Source organism: Myxococcus sp. AB056 (assembly GCF_006547365.1).
Classification (GTDB): domain Bacteria; phylum Myxococcota; class Myxococcia; order Myxococcales; family Myxococcaceae; genus Myxococcus; species Myxococcus virescens.
In genome coordinates, this window is record NZ_VHLB01000010.1 from 1 (window position 1) to 19,786 (window position 19,786).

Annotated in this window: 15 protein-coding genes; 9 read left to right on the forward strand and 6 right to left on the reverse strand. The window is 68.8% G+C overall.

The genetic code is table 11. The features are described from left to right. The first annotated feature begins 305 nt into the window (after window positions 1-305). The 6 genes from secA (at window position 306) to FMP39_RS06640 (ending at window position 8,508) form a co-directional block, all read left to right on the forward strand. Window positions 306-3,128 (forward strand): preprotein translocase subunit SecA, encoded by a 2,823-nt coding sequence (secA, locus tag FMP39_RS06615; protein ID WP_090490002.1) that lies wholly within the window; start codon window positions 306-308, stop codon window positions 3,126-3,128. A gap of 383 nt (window positions 3,129-3,511) precedes the next feature. After that, window positions 3,512-4,486: a 30S ribosomal protein S2 gene (rpsB, locus tag FMP39_RS06620; RefSeq protein ID WP_141589136.1), complete on the forward strand. Its 975-nt coding sequence runs from the start codon at window positions 3,512-3,514 to the stop codon at window positions 4,484-4,486. A 156-nt stretch (window positions 4,487-4,642) separates the two neighbouring features. Continuing rightward, window positions 4,643-5,296, forward strand: coding sequence for a translation elongation factor Ts (tsf, locus tag FMP39_RS06625; RefSeq protein WP_141589137.1), 654 nt, complete (start codon window positions 4,643-4,645; stop codon window positions 5,294-5,296). Window positions 5,297-5,513: 217 nt separating this feature from the next. Next, window positions 5,514-6,266, forward strand: a complete 753-nt coding sequence (pyrH, locus tag FMP39_RS06630; protein ID WP_090490000.1) for a UMP kinase — start codon at window positions 5,514-5,516, stop codon at window positions 6,264-6,266. 38 nt (window positions 6,267-6,304) lie between these two features. Continuing rightward, complete coding sequence (gene frr, locus FMP39_RS06635) at window positions 6,305-6,862, forward strand: ribosome recycling factor (RefSeq protein ID WP_090489999.1); 558 nt, start codon at window positions 6,305-6,307, stop codon at window positions 6,860-6,862. After that, a complete protein-coding gene (locus tag FMP39_RS06640; protein ID WP_141589138.1) occupies window positions 6,859-8,508 on the forward strand; it encodes a diguanylate cyclase in 1,650 nt (549 codons plus the stop codon). The genes frr and FMP39_RS06640 overlap by 4 nt, the downstream gene beginning before the upstream one ends. On the opposite strand, the gene cyaY is transcribed toward FMP39_RS06640, so the two are convergent. Both cyaY and FMP39_RS06650 read right to left on the reverse strand, forming a co-directional pair. After that, window positions 8,496-8,828, reverse strand: a complete 333-nt coding sequence (gene cyaY / locus FMP39_RS06645) for an iron donor protein CyaY (RefSeq protein WP_141589139.1) — start codon at window positions 8,826-8,828, stop codon at window positions 8,496-8,498. The two genes, FMP39_RS06640 and cyaY, sit on opposite strands and share 13 nt — an antisense overlap. 13 nt (window positions 8,829-8,841) lie before the next feature. Further along, window positions 8,842-9,339, reverse strand: coding sequence for a histidine phosphatase family protein (locus FMP39_RS06650; protein WP_141257761.1), 498 nt, complete (start codon window positions 9,337-9,339; stop codon window positions 8,842-8,844). 183 nt (window positions 9,340-9,522) lie between these two features. On the opposite strand from FMP39_RS06650, the gene FMP39_RS06655 reads away from it, so the two are divergent. Next, a complete protein-coding gene (locus FMP39_RS06655) occupies window positions 9,523-10,194 on the forward strand; it encodes a hypothetical protein (RefSeq protein WP_141589140.1) in 672 nt (223 codons plus the stop codon). A 22-nt stretch (window positions 10,195-10,216) separates the two neighbouring features. Here FMP39_RS06655 and FMP39_RS06660 read toward each other — a convergent pair whose 3' ends face one another. The 4 genes from FMP39_RS06660 to FMP39_RS06675 all read right to left on the reverse strand — a co-directional run bounded on the left by FMP39_RS06660 (window position 10,217) and on the right by FMP39_RS06675 (window position 18,090). Beyond that, entirely contained in the window at window positions 10,217-13,996 is a 3,780-nt protein-coding gene (locus FMP39_RS06660) for an FAD-dependent oxidoreductase (protein WP_141589141.1), read from the reverse strand. Between the two features lie 160 nt (window positions 13,997-14,156). Further along, window positions 14,157-14,978 (reverse strand): glycosyltransferase, encoded by an 822-nt coding sequence (locus FMP39_RS06665; protein ID WP_141589142.1) that lies wholly within the window; start codon window positions 14,976-14,978, stop codon window positions 14,157-14,159. 98 nt (window positions 14,979-15,076) lie between these two features. After that, the gene (locus FMP39_RS06670; RefSeq protein WP_141589143.1) at window positions 15,077-15,853 is read right to left on the reverse strand and encodes a hypothetical protein; all 777 of its coding nucleotides are present in this window, start codon (window positions 15,851-15,853) and stop codon (window positions 15,077-15,079) included. Next, a complete protein-coding gene (locus FMP39_RS06675; RefSeq protein WP_141589144.1) occupies window positions 15,853-18,090 on the reverse strand; it encodes a glycosyltransferase family 4 protein in 2,238 nt (745 codons plus the stop codon). The genes FMP39_RS06670 and FMP39_RS06675 overlap by 1 nt, the downstream gene beginning before the upstream one ends. A 47-nt stretch (window positions 18,091-18,137) precedes the next feature. On the opposite strand from FMP39_RS06675, the gene FMP39_RS06680 reads away from it, so the two are divergent. Next, entirely contained in the window at window positions 18,138-19,223 is a 1,086-nt protein-coding gene (locus tag FMP39_RS06680) for a glycosyltransferase family 1 protein (RefSeq protein WP_141589241.1), read from the forward strand. An 8-nt stretch (window positions 19,224-19,231) separates the two neighbouring features. Then, a complete protein-coding gene (locus tag FMP39_RS06685; RefSeq protein WP_141589145.1) occupies window positions 19,232-19,786 on the forward strand; it encodes a hypothetical protein in 555 nt (184 codons plus the stop codon).

The following is a 19,786-nucleotide window of genomic DNA, read 5'->3' on the forward strand; positions in this document are numbered from 1 at the left end:
GGTGTGTGCAAGGGGCTTGCCCCCGGGGGCAGGGCCCTGGCGGTTAGGCGGCGCTCCGGGGCGGCCCGGATGGCGGGAGGGAGGTCTTCGTGAAGGCCGGGAGGGGCCTCGGCGTTGATTTCGTGTGGGGGACATTGCGTGGGCTGGGTTCCGCTTTACTCTGAGCCGCTGCGTGGTGGGCGGCCTGCCGAGTGGAAGTTTCGGCGGACGCACGTGGTTTCCATACGTTTCTCCCTTACACCTCCAGGGATTTCCCTTCACTCGCCGCCGTCCTTCGAGGATTCTCCGGCGAGAGAGCCGACCGAATGATCGAATGGACGCTGAAGAAACTGATTGGGACCAAGAACGAGCGCGAGCTCAAGAAGGCCCACGCGAAGGTCGCCCGGGTCAATGAGCTGGAAACCCGCATGCGGGCCCTCAAGGACGAGGACTTCGTCTCCGAGACGAACCGCATGCGGCAGGAGATCCAGAACGGCCGTTCGCTGGATGACCTGCTCTTCGAGGCCTTTGCCATCACCCGTGAGGCGGCGCGCCGCGTCATCGGCCAGCGGCACTATGACGTGCAGCTCATTGGCGGCATGTTCCTCCACGAGGGCTGCATCGCGGAGATGCGCACCGGTGAAGGCAAGACGCTGACGGCGACGCTGCCCACCTACCTCAACGCGCTGTCCGGCCGGGGCGTGCACGTCGTCACGGTGAACGACTACCTGGCCCGCCGCGACGCGGAGTGGATGGGGCGCGTCTACCGCTTCCTGGGCATGACGACGGGCTGCGTGCTGCACGAGCTGAACGACAAGCAGCGGCAGGAGGCGTACCGCTCGGACATCACCTACGGGCAGAACAACGAGTTCGGCTTCGACTACCTGCGCGACAACATGAAGTTCCGCCTGCAGGACTACGTCCAGCGCGAGCTGAACTTCGCCATCGTCGACGAGGTGGACTCCATCCTCATCGACGAGGCCCGCACGCCACTCATCATCTCTGGTCCCACCGAGGACAGCACCGACAAGTACTACCGGGTGGACCAGGTCATCCCCGGGCTGGTGCCGGACCAGGACTACACCCTGGACGAGAAGCACCGCTCCGTGTCCCTCACGGATGACGGCATCGAGAAGCTCCAGAAGCGGCTGGGCGTGGGCAACCTCTACGACCCGGGCGAAATCGAGATGCTGCACCACGTGGACCAGGCCCTGCGCGCGCACACGCTCTACAAGCGCGACAAGGACTACGTGGTGAAGGACGGCGAGGTCGTCATCGTCGACGAGTTCACCGGCCGCCAGATGCCGGGACGCCGCTGGTCGGACGGCCTTCACCAGGCCATCGAGGCCAAGGAAGGCGTGAAGATCGAGAACGAGAACCAGACGCTCGCGACGGTCTCCTTCCAGAACTACTTCCGCATGTACTCCAAGCTGGCCGGCATGACGGGCACGGCGGACACGGAGGCGGAGGAGTTCGCCAAGATCTACAACCTCGACGTGCGCGTCATCCCCACCAACCGTCCGCCCATCCGCAAGGACCTGCAGGACGTGGTGTACAAGACGGAGCGCGAGAAGTTCGAGGCGGTGGCGGCGGAAATCGAGGAGCTGCACAAGAACGGGCAGCCGGTGCTCGTGGGCACGGTGTCCATCGCCAAGAGCGAGGTGGTGGCCAGTTTCCTCAAGAAGCGCGGCATCCCGCACAACGTCCTCAACGCGAAGCAGCACCAGCGCGAGGCGGACATCGTCGCGCAGGCCGGCCGCAAGGGCGCCGTCACCATCTCCACCAACATGGCCGGCCGCGGAACGGACATCCTCCTGGGTGGTAACGCGGAGGTCCTGGCCAAGGCGTCCATGGGGCCGCCGCCGGAGCCGCCCACGTCGGCCCCGGACGGGCAGCCGCTGGACCTGACGGCCTACGAGGCGGAGCTCGCGGCGTGGGAGCAGAAGTTCGCCGACACCAAGGCGAAGCTCGAGGAGCAGACGAAGAAGGAGCGCGAGGAGGTCCACAACGCCGGCGGCCTCTTCATCATCGGCACCGAGCGCCACGAGTCGCGCCGCGTGGACAACCAGCTGCGTGGCCGCGCCGGCCGCCAGGGTGACCCGGGTGGCAGCCGCTTCTTCCTGTCGCTCGAGGACGACCTGATGCGCATCTTCGGGTCCGAGCGCATCCAGGGCCTGATGGAGCGGCTGGGCATGGAGGAGGGCGAGGTCATCGAGCACGTGTGGCTGTCACGTGCCATCGAGGGCGCCCAGAAGCGGGTCGAAGGCCACAACTTCGACATCCGCAAGAACCTCCTCGAGTACGACGACGTGATGAACCAGCAGCGCCGCACCATCTACAAGCTGCGTCGCCAGGTGCTGGCCGCGGGCGCGGGCGTGCCGCTGGTGGAGTACGACGAGGACCCGAAGACGCGCATCAAGACGCGCTCCGAGCGGACCGTCAGCTGGGCGGACTTCCGCGAGCTGATTCTGGACTCGATGGAGGACGTCATCGTGTCCCTCACCGACACCTACGCGCCCACCCGGGGCGTGGAGGGTTGGGACATCGCCGCGCTCCAGCAGGGCGTGAAGGAGACCTTCAACCTCGAGATGAACTTCGAGGGCGTGGGCAACCGCGAGGAGCTCCAGGAGCACATCTACAAGGCGGCGGAGAAGGTCTTCCAGGCGCGCGAGGAGGAGTTCGGCGAGAACTTCATGCGCTTCCTCCAGTACAACTACCTGGCGACCATCGACCGGCTCTGGAAGGACCACCTGCTGGCCATGGACCACCTGCGTCAGGGCATCGGCCTGCGCGGCTACGGCCAGAAGGACCCGAAGCAGGAGTACAAGAAGGAGGGCTACCAGGGCTTCATCCAGATGCTCTCCGCCATCAAGGCGCAGTTCGTCACCCAGCTCATGCACGTGCAGCCCCGCTCCGCCTCCAGCGCGGCGGAAGAGGCCGCCCGCATCCAGCGCCAGCTCGCGCAGCAGCAGAAGAAGGCGGTGGAGGGGCGCGCCACGGCGGACGGCAAGCTGGATGAGGGCTCGGTGGCCGCGGCGGCGCGTCCGGCGGCGGCCAGCAGGCCGGCGGTGGGCCGCAACGACCCCTGCCCCTGCGGCAGCGGCCGGAAGTACAAGAAGTGCCACGGTGCCTCGGAGGCCAGCGTCTAGGACGCGGGCTGACTGACAGGCTCATCGTGGAGGACGCCGGCGCGGCGCCAACCCTCTGGGGGAGGCACCGCGCCGGTGCTGTCTTGGCGGGGCGAAGGGGCCTCGCTGGGACGATAGGAGGGCGGGGGAGCGGCATGTGCCGTCCCTGCCCGGACGGGCGGTGCGGCGAAGCTTGCGCGGCCCGGAGGGGTTCTGTTAAGGACGCCCCGCCCCACGGTATGGGGTCGGGGGGCAGTCGACCCCAGGCAGCACTCACTACACACACGTCCGTGCCGGTCGCCGGTGCCTCCGTGGGTGAGGGCCTCTCCTCGGAGAGGAGCTCCTCCGCGGTCGTTTCGGCCGGAAGGTTTGCTCGGGCGTGGCGGAACAACCGGAGAGACGACATGGAAACGCAGGACACGCAGACGCAGCAGCAGGCGATGGCCGCCGCCGGTGGCATCACGATGAGGCAGCTCCTGGAGGCCGGTGTTCACTTCGGCCACCAGACGAAGCGCTGGAACCCGAAGATGAAGCCGTTCATCTTCGGCGCCCGCAACGGCATCTACATCATCGACCTGCAGAAGACGGTCGTGATGGCCCGCTCGGCGTTCCGCTTCGTGGCGGACATCACCGCGCGCGGTGGCTCGGTGCTCTTCGTCGGCACCAAGAAGCAGGCGCAGGACGTGGTCCGCGAGGAGGCCTCGCGCGCCGGTCAGTTCTTCGTCACCAGCCGCTGGCTGGGTGGCACGCTGACCAACTTCAAGACCATCAAGCAGGGCATCGACCGCCTGAAGACGCTGGAGAAGATGGCCGAGGACGGCACCTTCGAGCGCCTGCCCAAGAAGGAAGTCGCCCAGCTCGAGCGTGAGCGCGAGAAGCTGGAGAAGAACCTGGGCGGCGTGAAGGAGATGTCGAAGCTGCCCCGCTGCGTCTTCGTCATCGACCCGAAGAAGGAGCACATCGCCATCCACGAGGCGGGCCGCCTGGGCATCCCGGTCATCGGCCTGGTGGACACCAACTGCGATCCGGACGGCATCGACTTCGTCATCCCCGGCAACGACGACGCCATTCGCTCCATCAAGCTGTTCACCTCCAAGATCGCCGAGGCCTGCCTCGAGGGCGCCGCGCGTTACCGCGCCTCGGGCGCCGCCGAGCGCGACGAGCAGGAGGAGCGCGAGGGTCGTGATGACCGTGGCGACCGCCGCGATGACCGCCGCGGCCCGCGCCGTGGTGACCGCCGCGACGACCGTCGCGACCGGGGTGGTGACCGTGGCGGCGACCGCCGTGGCCCCCTCGTTGAGATGAAGGGCGCGGCCCCTGTCGCGTCCACCGAGCCGGCCGCCGAGGCCGCTCCCGAGGGTGAGGCGGCGGCCGAGTAGCCGTCCCTTCCTCACGTCAGTGCCGAAGCGGCCGGGTGGCATCAGTTCGCCAGCTCCCCGGCCGCCTCTGTTTCCCTGGTGCCGCAGTATCCCCTTGAACTTACAATGCTCCGCCTGGCGCACTGCGCCTTCGAGTGGCGGAGGCAGGAGACGACGATGGCCGAAGTTAGCGCCCAGATGGTGAAGGAGCTCCGCGAGCGGACCAACGCGGGCATGATGGACTGCAAGAAGGCGCTCGCCGAGTCGGGTGGCGACTTCGCCAAGGCCGAGGAGTGGCTGCGCAAGAAGGGCATCGCCAAGGCCGCTGGCAAGGAAGGCCGCGTTGCCTCCGAAGGCATCATCGGCACCTACGTTCACGGTGGCCGCATCGGCGTCATCGTCGAGGTGAACTGCGAGACGGACTTCGTCGCTCGCAACCCCGACTTCCAGGACCTGGTGAAGGACGTGGCCATGCAGATCGCCGCGGCCGGTCCCAAGTTCGTCCGTCGTGAGGAGGTCCCCACGGACAACCTGGACAAGGAGAAGGACATCCAGCGCGAGCTCCTCAAGCAGCAGGGCAAGCCCGAGGCGATGCTGGAGAAGATCCTCGTCGGGAAGATGGAGAAGTACTACGAGGGCGTGTGCCTCGTGGACCAGCTCTGGGTGAAGGACGACAAGAAGAAGGTCGGCGAGATGATCTCCGAGCGCGCCGCGAAGATTGGCGAGAAGGTCTCCGTGCGCCGCTTCGTCCGCTACGAGCTGGGTGAGGGCATCGAGAAGAAGAAGGACGACCTCGCCGCCGAAGTCGCAAAGACGCTGGGCCAGGCGTAAGGCCTCCGCGGTCCCCACGGGGCCGCGAGCCTGGACGCAGGGCTGACAAGGGCCGCGCGCACCGGAAATGCCCCCCACCGGGCTTCCGGGCGACGCGGCCCTCGCTTTTGCGGGTCTGATTGGCCCCTCCCCGTGCGACCGCCAGCGGACGATGGAGGGCCGGCCCACCGACTCCAGCGTTGATCCCTCGCGGAGCGGGGGATAGAAGCGGTGGCGCATGTCCTCCGACACGAAGAAGCCGCTCCCGTATCAGCGCATTCTCCTCAAGCTCTCGGGCGAGGCCCTGATGGGGGAGGGGAAGTACGGCATCCATCCGCCCACGCTGATGGGCATCGCCGAGGAAGTCATCGAGTTGGCGCAGGCCGGCGTGGAGGTCGCGCTGGTGATTGGCGGCGGCAACATCTTCCGGGGTGTCGCGGGCGCCACGGAGGGCATGGACCGCGCCAGCGCCGACTACATGGGCATGCTGGCCACCTGCATCAACTCCATGGCCATGCAGGACGCGCTGGAGAAGAAGGGGCTGCACACGCGCGTGCTGTCCGCCATCAAGATGGAGCAGATTGCCGAGCCGTACATCCGCCGGCGCGCCGTGCGCCACCTGGAGAAGGGCCGCGTGGTGATTTTCGCGGCGGGCACCGGCAACCCGTACTTCACCACCGACACCGCCGCCTCCCTGCGCGCCATGGAAATCAACGCGCAGGTCATCCTGAAGGCAACCAAGGTGGACGGGGTGTACAGCGCGGACCCGAAGAAGGACCCCACCGCACGGCGCTATCGGTCGCTGACTTACATGGACGTGTTGAAGCAGAATCTCAACGTCATGGACTCCACGGCCATCTCGCTGTGCATGGACAACAAGCTGCCCATCATCGTGTTCGACCTGACGCAGCGGGGCAACATCCGCCGCGCGGTGCTGGGTGACGGGGACATTGGTACGTTGGTGGGTGGCAGCGAGACGGTCTGGGCCTGAGTCCCGACCCACCGGCAAGCACTCAAGGAGAGAACGCAATGAGTGGAGACGTCGTCGCCGAACTGAAGGGCCGTATCGACAAGTCGCTCGAGGGCCTGCGCACGGACCTGACGAGGGTCCGCACGGGCCGCGCCAGCATCGCCATCCTGGATGGCGTCCGGGTGGACTACTACGGCACGCCGACGCCGCTGTCGGGCGTGGCCAGCGTGAACGCGCCCGAGCCCCGGCTCATCACCATCAAGCCGTGGGAGAAGAGCGTCCTCAAGGACATCGAGAAGGCGCTGCGCGAGGCGAACCTGGGCATCAACCCGATGAACGACGGCGAGATGATTCGCCTGCCCTTCCCGCCGCTCACCGAGGAGCGCCGCAAGGACATCGCCAAGCAGGTGAAGACCAAGGGCGAGGAGTTCAAGGTCACCATCCGCAACCTCCGCCGCGACGCGAACGAGGCGCTGAAGACGCAGCTGAAGGACAAGAAGATCACCGAGGACGACCACAAGCGCATCACCGAGGTCGTGCAGAAGCAGACCGACGCGGGCATCACGCAGGTGGATGAAATCGTGAAGAAGAAGGAGAAGGAGGTCATGGAGGTTTGAGGTCCTCCATCGTCCTCGCCGAGCCCTCCGCACCGGTGGCGGGCGTTCTGCGCCGCTATCTTGAATCCGCCGGTCATGAAGTGTCCTGGGTGAGCAGCGTCGACGAGGCGCTGCGCACGGTGAGGGAACGAATGCCCACCGTCCTGCTGGCGTCCGGAACGGGCGCCCTGGACGGTGAGGCGCTGTGCCGGAGCATGCGGGCCGAAGGCCTCGCCGCGCCGGTGTTGCTGTTGTATTCGCCGGACGAGGAGCAGGCGGACACGCGGGCCACCCATGCAGGCGCGGACGGGTGCCTGGTGGGGCCACTGAAGCGCCCCACCGTGTTGACGTGCGTGTCCCTGCTTGTCCAGCGCGAGGAGGCGCTGCGGCGGGTGGGTTCCGTGGGCGCACGGCCGCCGCCACCCCCGTCCGATGGGGTGTCTCACGCGGGTGGGCCCCCTCCGCTGCCGGGCGCGTTGGGCGGGCGGATGGTTCCGCCGCCGCCGCCGCTCGACGGCGTGGATGCACCTGTCGAGAGCGCGGATGCGCGGGGCATGCCCCCTCCGCCGCCGCTCGACGAAGAGGCTCCGGAAGCGGAGAGCGCGCAGGCGCGGGTGGTGCCACCGCCGCGCGAGGCGGAAGCGCCGTTCTCCGAGGGGCTCGGCGCGAAGTCCGCGTCACTGCCACCTGAGCTGGACGAAGAGCCCATCACGTCGCCGTCCTCCGAAGCGGGCAGCACGGCCCCGGATGCGGGCGCGGCGCCTGCTTCGGCCACAGCGGAGGCGCAGGCTTCCGAGGAAGACGACCTTCCACTGCTCCACGCGGAGCCAGAGGCCGACGAGCCGGAGGCCGCCGGGCCAGCGTCCGAGGACGGGCCCGAGGCCACGGAGGCCGTCGCTGCGTCAGGCGCCGGTCTCAAGCCGTCGTCCGCGCAGGCGTCTCCGCCCGAGGCCCCGGCTATCTGGGCGGCGAAACCTACGGATTCGGGTGCTGTATCGACGAGCGCGTCTGATGCCGCCACCGCGAGCCCCGCGACAGCGGCCGCCAGCGCTCAGCCTCCCTCGGTGGGTGCCCGGCACTCCGGCGCCTTCCCCGCGCTCGCTCCCACGCCTGTTCCAGGCGGCAGCCGCATCAGCCGGTCCGACGTGGCGGTGGTCGGCTCCTCTCCGGACTTCGAGTTCCTCAAGCGGCTGATGTTGATGGAGGTGAAGCGCAGCCGGCGCTACCGCTACCCCATCGCCGTGCTGCTGGTGGACATCGACAAGTTCGCGGAGAAAGCCGCGCCCCTGGCCCCCGCCGAGCGGAAGCTCGCGCTCGCCGAGGCCCTGGGACTGCTCGTGTCCGGAGTGCGCGACATCGATGTCGCCGTGCCCTTCGCGGACAGCCGCTTCGTCGTCTTCCTTCCGCACACGCCGCGCTCCGGCGCGCTGGTGGTGGGGCAGCGCCTGCGCGAGCTCATCAAGTCCCTGACGGCCTACGAGGGCGCCAGCGCCTCCGTGGGCGTCGCCGTCTCCGAGCCCCCGCCGGGCCGTGGACCCGTGGCGGGCGCCCTGTCCCAGGTCAGCTTCGGCAGCCTCCTGAAAGAGGCTGGAGAAGCCCTGCGTCGCGCTCAGGCCGCGGGTGGGGACTGGGTGGAGGCCGCGAGCGGCAGGACTCAGCCGGGATAGACGAAGTCCGCCCCGGTGATGCCGCGGACGACGTCCGCGACGAACGACATCAACTCCAGGCCCCGGCCCTTGTCGTCCTTCCAGGTGCCGGTGGCCGCGTCGTAGTCGAAGTGGATGCCCTGGCCCTGGCCCGCCACCCAGATCTGCCGCACGGCGCGCTGGGTGTTGACGATGCACTTCTCCCGCGAAGCCGCGGTGAGCGTCACCATGTCGCCGGTGCTGTCGGCTTCCAGGATGTCAGGGTCGATGGCGTCCGCCGCGGCGAGGATGCGCTTGAACGCGGCGGAGACCAACTGGCTGTAGCGAGCTTCGTCCATCATGGCCGCAATGGCCTCACTGGATGATGTCGAGCACCTGCTGACCAGGGGCGGCGTAGAACAGGAACTTGAACGCCGGTGAAGACTCCCCCTCCGCGCGCTCCAGGCCGATGACGGTGCCCGGGTTGACGGGCTTGGGGAAGGACTGCATGCCGAGCAGATGGGCCGCCAGGGCGCCCATGGACGGCTGGTGACCCACGAGGACGAGGTTCTCGTCCGCGTACTCGTTGAGCACCGGCTCCACCGCGCCCACGGGCATGTCGGGCAGCAAGCAGCGATGCACCTTCAGCGGGCCCTCGAACTTGGCGGAGATGGAGAGGATCTGCGCCGTCTGCACCGTGCGAACCAGCGGGCTGGTCAGGATGCGCCCCACGGGACCAATGCGCTCGGTCAGCGACGCGAAGTGCTGGGCGGTGCTGGTGCGGGACTTCGCGGTGAGGGCGCGTGCCTCGTCACCGAGACCCTCGGGGATCTCCGCGTCCGCATCCGCGTGCCTAACCAGGAAAAGCCTCAAATTCCCTCCACCGCTTTCGACAGAACCGCGGTTCGTACACGAGCGCGGCAGGGTTGGTCAAAGGTAATGCGGCGATTGTTCAGTGGCCGGAACAACCCCACCGTGACAGACAGAGGCGGGACGCCTCTCACCGCCCAGGTTGCCGGAGCATACATGAGGGGCTGACATGTTCCGTCTGGAGGAATGCGCGTGCGCAAGGTGCTGTGGGGACTGTGGGTGCTCGTGGCCTTCTCGGCCTGCAAGAAACCCGAGGACGCTTCCGGGCCGCCCGCTGGGGCGGTGGGCGAGCAGGCCCCCGGCGCTTCTGGTGGTGTGGTGGAGGCAGGCCCCTACACGGTGACGAAGGAGAAGCTGGACGCGTACGTGGGCTATCAGCGGCGGATGTTGGAGGTGTACGGCTCGCTCATGAAGGGCCTGCAGAACCTGGGGGCGCTGGTGGACGCCGGCACCCCGGAGGCCATGGCCGCCGCGCGCGAGGGCCTGAAGGTGGTGGAGGCCAAGGCCAAGGCGGAGGCCGAGGCGCGCCGTGAGGCACAGCTCTCCGAGGCGGACGTCAACGGCATCGCGGAGGTCGTCACCGCCGTCGTCAGCCAGCGGCAGTTGGGGCGCACGCTCCAATACGAAGAGGAGCTGAAGAAGCTGGAGGCGCTCCAGGCGAAGCTTCCGCCCGAGCAGCAACAGGGCATGGCGCCCCAGGTGGCGTCGATGCGCGCCCAGGTGGAGGCCTTCCAGACGCTGGCCGATGCCCGCCGCGACTACGGCGATGCGAACATCGACGTCGTCCTGACGCGTGAGGAAGACCTCATCCAGAACTACCAGGAGATGATTCGCGTCTTCACCGGCACACGCCGGTGAAGACGGGCCCCGCCTTCTCGCCTCAGACGCGCTTGAGGTGCGGGGCCTGCTTGAAGAGCTGCGCCAGGTAGACGTCGGCGACCTTCTCCATGACGGTGTTGCCGCGCAGGCGCTGCCGGAGGTTGACGAAGTCCACCTGGTCCAGCCGCTGGTCCTGGTTGTAGCAGGAGAACACCCACGTCTCCTTGCCCGTCACCGGGTCCACGTGCCGCTGGAGGCACTGGGCGCAGATTTCCTTCATCATGCACTGCATCGGCGAGTTGATGGAGCCGATGGCCTCGTGTCCCGGCTTGAGGTGCGGCTGGAGCACGCCGTGCCGCGCCTCGGCCACCGCGCGCATCATTCCGTCCGAGCCGATGGCGATGATGCGGTCCACGTCCGCCAGGGAGATGACGGGGGCGGGGCCCAGCTTGCCCTCCGCGTAGGCCACCATCGCCTGCACCACGTTGCCCCGGAACGCCGCGTCCTGCGGCCGGCGCGCCTCAATCGTGTCCCCGGTGTCCACGGACCACACAATCTGGTCCGTGCCGGCCTCGATTTCGTCGTGCTTGAAGGAGTCCGACTTTTGCCGGTAGCCGGCGAAGTACACGACGCGGCAGCCGGCCGCCTTGAGCGAGCGGGCGATGGAGAAGAGCACCGCGTTGCCCAGACCGCCGCCCACGAGCACCACCGTCTCGTTGTGGCCAATCTCCGTGGGCGCGCCGGTGGGGCCCATGAGCACCACGGGCTCACCGGGCTTGAGCGCGGCGCACAGGCGCGAGGACGAGCCCATCTCCAGCACGATGGTGCCCATCAGCCCCTTCTCCTTGTCCACCCAGGCACCGGTGAGGGCCAGGCCCTCCATGGTGAGGCGCACGCCGTCCACCACGGGCGCGTTCCGCTCGAAGTTCTGCAGCCGGTAGAACTGGCCGGGGGAGAAGTGGCTGGCCGCGAAGGGCGCGCGCACCACCACCTCGACGATGGTCGGCGTCAGCCGGTTGACGGCCACCACGGTGGCGGTGAACGCCTCGTCCAGCCTGGCGAAGTGCGCGGCGCGCCGCGCGTCACGTGCCGCCTGGGCCACCTCGTCGGTGAAGTCGAGCGCGGCCACTTCCTTGGCGTACAGCCGCGCCACCTGCGGGTGGCCGTCCTTCGCGCTGGCCATGGCCTTCACCACGTTGCCCGCATAGGTCGGGTGGTTGTCGCCGTAGAAGGAGATGAAGCGGCCGTCCTTCTGGTAGGACGTGAAGAACCCCGTCTTCGCGGCCGGGTCTTCCTTCGCCTTCACGGGCGCCAGCGAGAAGCCGTCTGCCGTGTCCACCAGCTCGTGGCTCTGGAAGTACTCGCCGCGCGCGTCGAGCTGGAAGGTGCCCGGGTATTCCTTCTCGTACGTGACGTTGGGGGACGTGCCGGCGGCGACGCACACCGTGCGCGCGGGCAGCTCGAAGAACTGGCCGCTGCCCTTGAGCTTGCCGTCCACCGTCACCATGCGCTCGAAGCGCAGCGCGCGCACCGCGCCGGAGGCGTCCGGCAGGGCCTCCACCGGGCTCATGCGCTCGATGAAGCGGATGCCTTCCTCCAGCGCCTTCGTCACTTCCTCATGGTTGAGGCGGTAGGCGGGGGACTCGGTGAGGCTGCGGCGGTAGACGAGGCTGACGCCGCCCCACGCGCGCACCAGCTTGATGAAGTCCGGGTCGCGGCCCAGGGCCTTCGCCTTCTGGCGCTCCTCGCGCACGGCGCGGCCATGCTCCAGGAACGTCTGGTAGGTGGCGCGCTCCTCCGCGTCGAGGCGGGCCAGCACGGCCTCCTCGCCCACCTGGGACACCAGCTTCTCGTGGCGGGCGAGCGCCTTCTCCACCTGCACCGGGTAGTACGCCATCAGCTCCGTGGCGGTGTCGATGCCGGTGAGGCCACCGCCGATGACGATGGCGGGCAGCTGCACCTGGAGGTTCGCCAGCGAGTCCTTCTTGAACGCGCCGGTGAGCTGGAGCGCCATCAGGAAGTCACTGGCCTTGCGGATGCCCCGGATGAGGTTGTTCTTCATCCCGATGATGGTCGGGCGGCCCGCGCCAGCGGCGATGGCGATGTGGTCGAAGCCCAGCGCCCACGCGTCCTCCACCGTGAGGGTGCCACCGAAGCGCACGCCGCCGTGGATGCGGAAGCTCTCCCGGCGCGCCAGCGTGAGGTGGATGAGCGTGAGGAAGTTCTTGTCCCAGCGCACGGTGATTCCGTACTCGGACACGCCGCCAAAGCCCTCCAGGATGCGCTCGTCCAACTCGCTGGTGAGCGCGGACCAGTCGCGGATGGGCTGGAGCGAGTGGCCATTGCGGCCCACGAGCGCGTCGGGGAAGGGCTCGATCTTGAGGCCGTCCACGCCGGTGACGCCGAAGCCCTCGTTGAGGAGGTAGTGCGACAGCGTGTAGCCGGCGGGACCCAGCCCCACCACCAGCACGTTGCGGCCCACGTAGGGCAGCGCGTACGGGCGGCGGACGTTGAGCGGGTTCCACCGCGTGAGCAGGCCGTAGATTTCGAAGCCCCACGGCAGGTTCAGCACGTCCGTGAGCGTGGCTGTCTCCGCCAGGGGGATGTTCACCGGCTCCTGCTTCTGGAAGATGCAGGCCTTCATGCAGTCATTGCAGATGCGGTGGCCGGTGCCCGGGCACATCGGGTTGTCGAGCGTCACCATGGCCAGCGCGGCCACGGAGTTGCCTTCACGCTTGAGCAGGTGCGCCTCGGAGATGCGCTCATCGAGTGGGCACCCGTTGAGGGGGATGCCCAGCGGGTTCTTCTTGTAGTGGTGCCCCTCGGCCACCGGGTCCTTGGCGGGGAAGCCCTTGGTGCACGAGTCCTTCTGCCGCTCGTGGCAGAGCACGCAGTAGTCCACCTCGTTCATCACGTCGCGCGAGGTGCCCCGGCGGTCGGTGAGCTTGAAGCCGTCGCGGTGGCGGAGGTGGTGCTCCAGGCCCTCGGTGGCCTCGGGCAGCTCGTTGTCCGGACGCTGGAGCTGGACGAGCTGGTCGAACACCAGCGGCTTGGGAATCCGGTGGGTGGGCCAGGCGTGGAAGAGGTCCTTCGTCTCCGGATGCAGCGCCCGCGCGTACGTCCAACGGTCCGCCAGCGACAGCAGCGCGCGCACGGACTGGAGCTCCGCGGCGTCATCGCCCTGCGTGACGAGGCTGGAGCCGAAGGCGTCCTTGCCCTCGGGCGTGGACAGCAGCACCTCGCGCAGCGCGGACCAGCGGGCGCGCAGGGCCTCCGCCTCGCCCTGGCGCTCGGCGGGCAGCGCGTTGGAGAACAGGCGCTCCAGGTCCATCAGCGAGAGGACGGATTCCGCCAGGCCCCGCTCCAGGTCCCCGGTGGCCAGCGCCTCCGGGAAGCCCAGCTGGAGCATCAGCCGCATGCGCGCGTCCAGCGAGGGGAACTCCGCCAGCGCCGGGCGGTCCGCGGCGCCCTTCTTGAAGACGCGGCGGGTGATGAACTCGCGCTTGAAGTCGAAGAGGGGCAGCTCGCCCTTGAGGCGGCCAGACAGGCGCTCCAGCTCCTGCTCCACTCGGAAGAGGCGCGTGACGAAGCGCGACACGTGGCGCGACACGCGGACGAGCAGGTCCGACTCCGCGGCGCCGCTGACGCTCGTGCCGCCAGAATTGCGGTACGCGTCGAAAGCCTGGAAGAGCTCGGGCTCATCCTCGGTGAGCTGTGCGTCGAAGCGCTCCGCCAACCGGCGCAGACCAGCGGGGCGATACAGGTCCTCGAAGACAAAGCCCGGCAGGCCCAGGGTCAGAGGAGGGGTGGGGTCGGAGGGCAGGTCAGTCAAGGCGCGCATGTCACGAACAGTGTGGGAGGAACCTGGAGAAACGGCTTCCAAGCGGGACCTATTTCGCGGTGTGCCGTCCGGAAATCAAGCGGGCTTGTCACTGGAGGTGAGGGCCCGCGTCGCCGTGCAGGCAGGGCAGGGCTGCACGCCTACACAGTGACGCTCCTGCCTACCGCTGGGCGTGTGGCTCGCCTTCGGGCAACGCGTCACGGTGGGTAGGCAGGGACACATGCTCCAATCGCCGACGCAGCTGCAGCACCCCCCAGAACATGCGCGCCGCGTCGAGCCCTGGGATGACCTTGGAACCTCCGAAGTCTTCCCAGTCGATGGGGACCTCCAGGAAGCGCGCGCCCTGGCGCTTCAGCAGCACCAGCAACTCCACGTCCAGCAGCCAGCGCTGCTCCTGAAGGACGTCCAGGAGCGGCCGCAGGATGTCCGCGCGGACGAACTTCACCCCGCACTGCGTGTCGTAGAAGTGGAGTTTGAAGTTCGCATCCGTGAGCGTGGCGAAGATGCGGCCCTGCAGGTGGCGGTGGAGGCTGCGCACGACGCGGCGTCCGGCCATGAGGATGCGTGAGCCGGCCAGGACGTCCAGGTTCTGCGCCAGCTCCGAAGCGCTCAGCGTCACCAGCCGGTGAAACTCCTCGGCGCTGATGGCGCCATCCGCGTCCAGGAAGGCCAGCCACGTGACGCCCGCTGACGCGTGACGCCAGCCGAGCCGGATGGCAGAGCCCTTTCCCTGGTTGCGAGGCGCCGCCACGTAGGTGAACTGGTGCCGCGCCCCCGCGGTGGCGAGGCGAGTCTGGGCCGCCTCTACGCTGGCGCGCTGGAGTTCGGCCTGCTTGGGCGCGCTGCCGTCGTCGACGACGACGAACTCCACCGGCGGGGCGCTCCGCTCGAGGAACACGCGCGTGAGCTCCGCGACGAAGCGAGGCAGTCGCTCGCCCTCGTTGAAGGCGGGGATGACGACGCTGACGAAGGGCGCATGCACGTTTTCGATTGAGCACAGGTGCAGATGGGCCGTCAATGCAAGGTGTCGGTCTGTTCAGGAGGTCCGGGGCAGGCGCCGTGCCCCTCCTCAGGGGGGCTTCACCGGGACTTCTTGTTGCGGCGCTTCTTCTGTCCGGAGGCGTTCCGGCGTGGCGAAGCCTCCGCTGAGGACTGGGCAGGCGCAGAAGGCGCGGCCTTCTTCGCACGGGCCGTCTTGCTGGTGACCGGCTCGCCCGCGGCCGGCGCACGAGGCGCCGAGGTCGAATCCACGTCCGTAGAAGCCGCGCTCACCGGCTGCTTCGGCCGAGCTGGCTGTCGTGACTGGGCCTTGGGGGCACGCGGCTTGGGCAGCACGGTGTCTACACCTGGAGCCGTCGTGGAGACCGGCGCGGTCGGCGGCTGCGCCACGGCGGACGGCGCCGCTTCGTGCTCGCGTCGCTGTGCGAGCGCTTGCCGCGGCACCGCTGCATCGGAAACCGCGGGGACTGACCTCGCCCGGAGTGCCTCCACCTCGCGGCGCAGACGGAGCACCTCGGCGGACAGCTGCGCGTAGGAGTCGCGCACGTGTCCGTTGAACACGCGCTGCCTGCCGAGCGTTTCGTTGATGAACACCTGGCACGACTTGCGGAATGCCCACTTGGCCAGCAGGACGACTTGTCCCACGCCACCCCGGTGGGTGTGCAGGGGGAGGGCGCGCGTGGCGTCCGCGTACTCCTCCAGCGCATGCAGGTTGAAGGTCAGCGGCTCCACCCGGGGCTCCACGCCTTCGGGCGGCAGCTCCACTTCCTCGGAGGTGGGGAGGCCGCGCGTGCGCAGGCGCTCCTCGATGCGGGCTATCAGCTCCCGCGCGGGGATGTCCCGTCCCAGTAACTTCATCAGCGCTTCTCCTCGAGGATGCGTTGCATTTCTTCCCGGTAGGCAGCCACCACCTGCGGCCAGCCCTGCTTCTTCACGTACGCCAAGCCCCGCTTGCCCATGGGCCCACGCTCCGAGCCCACCTCGCGCAGGCCCTGGATGAACGACTCCAGGTCCGTGTACGCGCGGCCCGCGCCGCTGCGCTCCACCTGTCCCACCAGCACGTCCGAGCGCCCGTTCACGAGCACGGGCGTGCCCTGGGCGAAGGACTCCAGCGTCAGCAGCGACAGGCTCTCGTAGCGGGACGGCACCACCACCGCCAACGCCCCCGCCAGCGCGTCGTGTTTGTCCTGCTCGTCGATGCGGCCCAGATAGCGCACGCCCTCGCCGGACAGCTCCATGTTGGTGTCGCCCGCGAGCACCAGGTCCGGCGCGTCCTCGAAGCGGTTCTTCAGGGCCTGGTGGTATTCGAGCAGCTCGGGCACGCCTTTGCCCGGCTCCTGACGGCCGATGTAGAGCAGGTAGTGCCGGTGGATGCCGTGCTTCTCCTTGAAGCGCGCGCCATCCGCCCGAGGCCGATCCACGCCCACGCCCACCACGCGCGTGGGGGCGTGATTCGGGAAGTACTTCTCGATGAGCGTGTGCTCCTCCGGCGTGAGGCAGAGCAGGGCGCGCGGGCGTTCGAAGACGTCCCGATACACACCGAAGCGGACGGGGGCCTCATCATGCGTGGTGGGCACCAGCAGGGCCCGGTCCGCCACCAGCGGCAGTCCCCACACCGTGGGCGCGTAGAGGTAGGTGAAGAAGAGATAGCCGTCGTAGGCGTCGCGCTCGGTGGCCAGGTGGTGCAGCAGGCCGGGGCACATGGGGCCCTGCTCGGCCACCCACTGCTCTTCGCGCAGCCGCTCGTTGCTCTTGTCGAACACCTGCCGCGATAGGCCGTTGAAGCCTCGGATGTTACGCACCCGCGTGGACGGGAAGCGCAACACCTTGATGCCGTCCACGACGTCGGGGCCGGGCGGAAACGCGTTGTCCCACACGAGGTGGTTCTTCGCGCAGGTCGTCAGCACGGTGAGGTCCCAGTGCGGAGCCAGGTGCTCGGCCATCTGCGCGGCGAGCTTCTCCGCGCCGCCCGTCACCTCGCCGTAGCGCTGCACCACCATCGCCACCCGGGGACGCGCAGGAATCTTCCGGGGCTTCGTGGGCGCGGGGCGAGGGAGCACCGTCTCCAGTGCCTTCGTGAAGGCGGTCTGCACGGAAGGCGCGGAGAAGTGCTCCAACCGCCGCGTCTGTCCAGCGATGACGGGCCCGCGCAGGGAGAGGTCCTCGCTCAGGTCCACCGCCAGCTCCGCGAGGAAGGCGAAGCGCTTCTGGTCGAAGGCCACGCCCGCGCCGCCCAGGGTCTCCGGCACCGCGGCGGCCGCGTAGGCCAGCACGGGCACCTCGGCGGCCATGGCCTCGATGAGGGGGACGCCGAAGCCCTCATGCTCGCTCATGGAGACGAAGACGGAAGCGGAGCGGTACGCGGCCACGAGCTGCGCGTGGCTCAGGCGTCCCAGGAAGCTCACGCCGCGCAGGCCGCGCGCCTCGCGCTGGAGCATGCGGAAGTACCGGCTGCCGGGCTCGTAGCCGCCCACCATCAACAAGCGGGCCTGGGGGCGCAGCCGCAGGACTTCACGGTGGAGCGCGAGCAGGTCCTCGAAGCGCTTGTGCGGCATGACCCGGCTCACGCCGAGCAGCACGGGGCCTGGACCTTCGAGCCGCTGGAGCATCTTCGCGTCCGCGCTGGCGCGGGAGAATCGCTCCGGTTCGATGAAGAGGGGCACCGTGTGGACGTTGCGGTAACCCGCGACACGCAGCTCGGCGGCGTTGAAGTCCGACACGCCGATGGCCACATCCGCGAAGGGGGCCATCGCGGCGAGCTGGGCCCGTCCCGCCACCAGCGCGTCCGCCAGCGGCAGCCCTTCATAGAAACGTGCGGGGCTGATGTTGTGGAAGACGATGCCGCGCCGGCAGGGCAGGTGCATCAGCCGGCTGCTGAGCGGGGAGGCGATGCCATGGTGGTAGAGGACCAGGTCACCGGGCTCGGGACGCAGCGCGGACGCGGGGCTGGCCAGCCCTTCGAGTCCCGGGCCCACCTCGTCCGCATACAGCGCGCCCGCGTGCCCCATGCGGCGCAGCAGGAGCTGCAGGTGCAGCGCGGCCTGCCCGGTGGCGTCGCCGGGGACAAAGCTCGGTATCAACTGGTGGATCGCCATGTGGGCCCTGCCTATCACACGCACGTGCTATGAGGCGCACCGTGTCCATGGGACCTATCGCCTTCGACGCGACACTCTGGGACGAGCCGACCACCGGCATCGGCCTGTACACCCGTTGCCTGGCCTCCGCCCTCGAGGCGCTCGGCGTCCAGCTCACCCGCGTAGGGGCTCAGTCATCCGGCGAGGCCCCTCGCGCGAAGGCAGGGCGCACCGCCTGGACGCTGGGCGGCTTGCCGCGCGTGCTCCAGCGCTCGGACGCGCTGCTGTACCACGCACACGGTAACTTCAACCTGCCCCTCATCCGCGCTCCCGGCATGAAGTACGTGCTGACGGTGCACGATTTGATTCCGCTGTTGATGCCGGAGACGGTGTCGGTCGCGTTCCGCTGGCAGTTCCGGCTGTGGTTGTCGCGCAGCCTGATGGTGGCGGACCAGGTGGTGTGCGTGAGCGAGCGCACGCGACAGGACCTGCTGGCCCGTTATCCGGAAGTGGAGTCGCGCACGGTGGTGGTGCCCAATGGCGTGGACCACGTCCATGCGCCAGTCCTGGACGACACCAGCAAGGACTTCCTGCGCGCGCTCTCATTGCCGAAGGAGTACGTGCTCTACGCGGGCTCGCTCGACGTGCGGAAGAACGTGGACCTGGTGCTGGACGCGTTGGAGCGGCTGCGACTGCGGGGGCGGCCTGCTTCGTTGGTGCTGGCGGGACAGAGCTGGTTCGGCGCGGGGCGGGTGGAGGCGCGCATCTCGCGGCTGCGCTCGGAGGGGTTCGAGGTGCGCTCGCTCGGCTATCAGTCCGACGCCGTGTTCTATGAGCTGATGCGCCGCGCTGCCGTGTTCGTGTTCCCCTCCCGTTATGAGGGGTTCGGGCTGCCGCCGCTGGAGGCGATGCGGCTGGGGACACCCACCATCGTCTCCACCGCGGGCTCGCTGCCGGAGGTCTGCGGCGACGCCGCGCTGAGCGTGGGGCCCGACGACGCGAACGGGCTCGCGAGGGCGCTGGACCGGCTGCTCCACTCGCCGGAGGAACGGCGGGCGCTCGCGGAGCGTGGAAAGGCGCAGGCCGCGAAGTTCACCTGGAAGCGGACCGCCGAGGGTACCTTGGCGGCGTACGAGGCCGCGCTGCGGCGATAAGGAGACGTATGCGAAAGCTCGTCTGGAGTGGGGTGATGCTGTGCGGACTGCTCGCGGGCTGTGCGAGCCGGCAGGAGACAGGCGCTGCTCCGGCGGAGCCGCCACCCGCCGAGGCCGAAGCCAGCGCAGAGGCGACGGCCCCGGCCCCTGAAGACACGCAGGCCACCGAGATTCCGCCTGCCGAGGAAGGTGAGGCGAAAGCGGACGTCCAGCCCCTGGTGGTGACGCCCAATCCCGAGCCGAAGGACCCCATCAATGTCCGAAGCGCCACGGTGGACGGTGGCATCCTGACGCTGGCCGTGATGCATGGCGGAGGTTGCGCCGAGCACACGTACTCGCTGGCCTGGGATGGGAACCTCCAGCAGGGCGCGGATGGCACGCCCGTGGCGAACCTGGTGCTGGTGCACGATGGGAACAACGACCGGTGCAAGGCGCTCCTGCGGGCCAGTCCTCGCTTTGACGTGTCCTCGGTTTCACAGCGCTTCGGGGCGCAGTTCGGGAAGTCCTCGGGCACGGTGAACCTGGTCCTGTCGGACCAGGCTCAAGTGCGCTACGACTTCTGA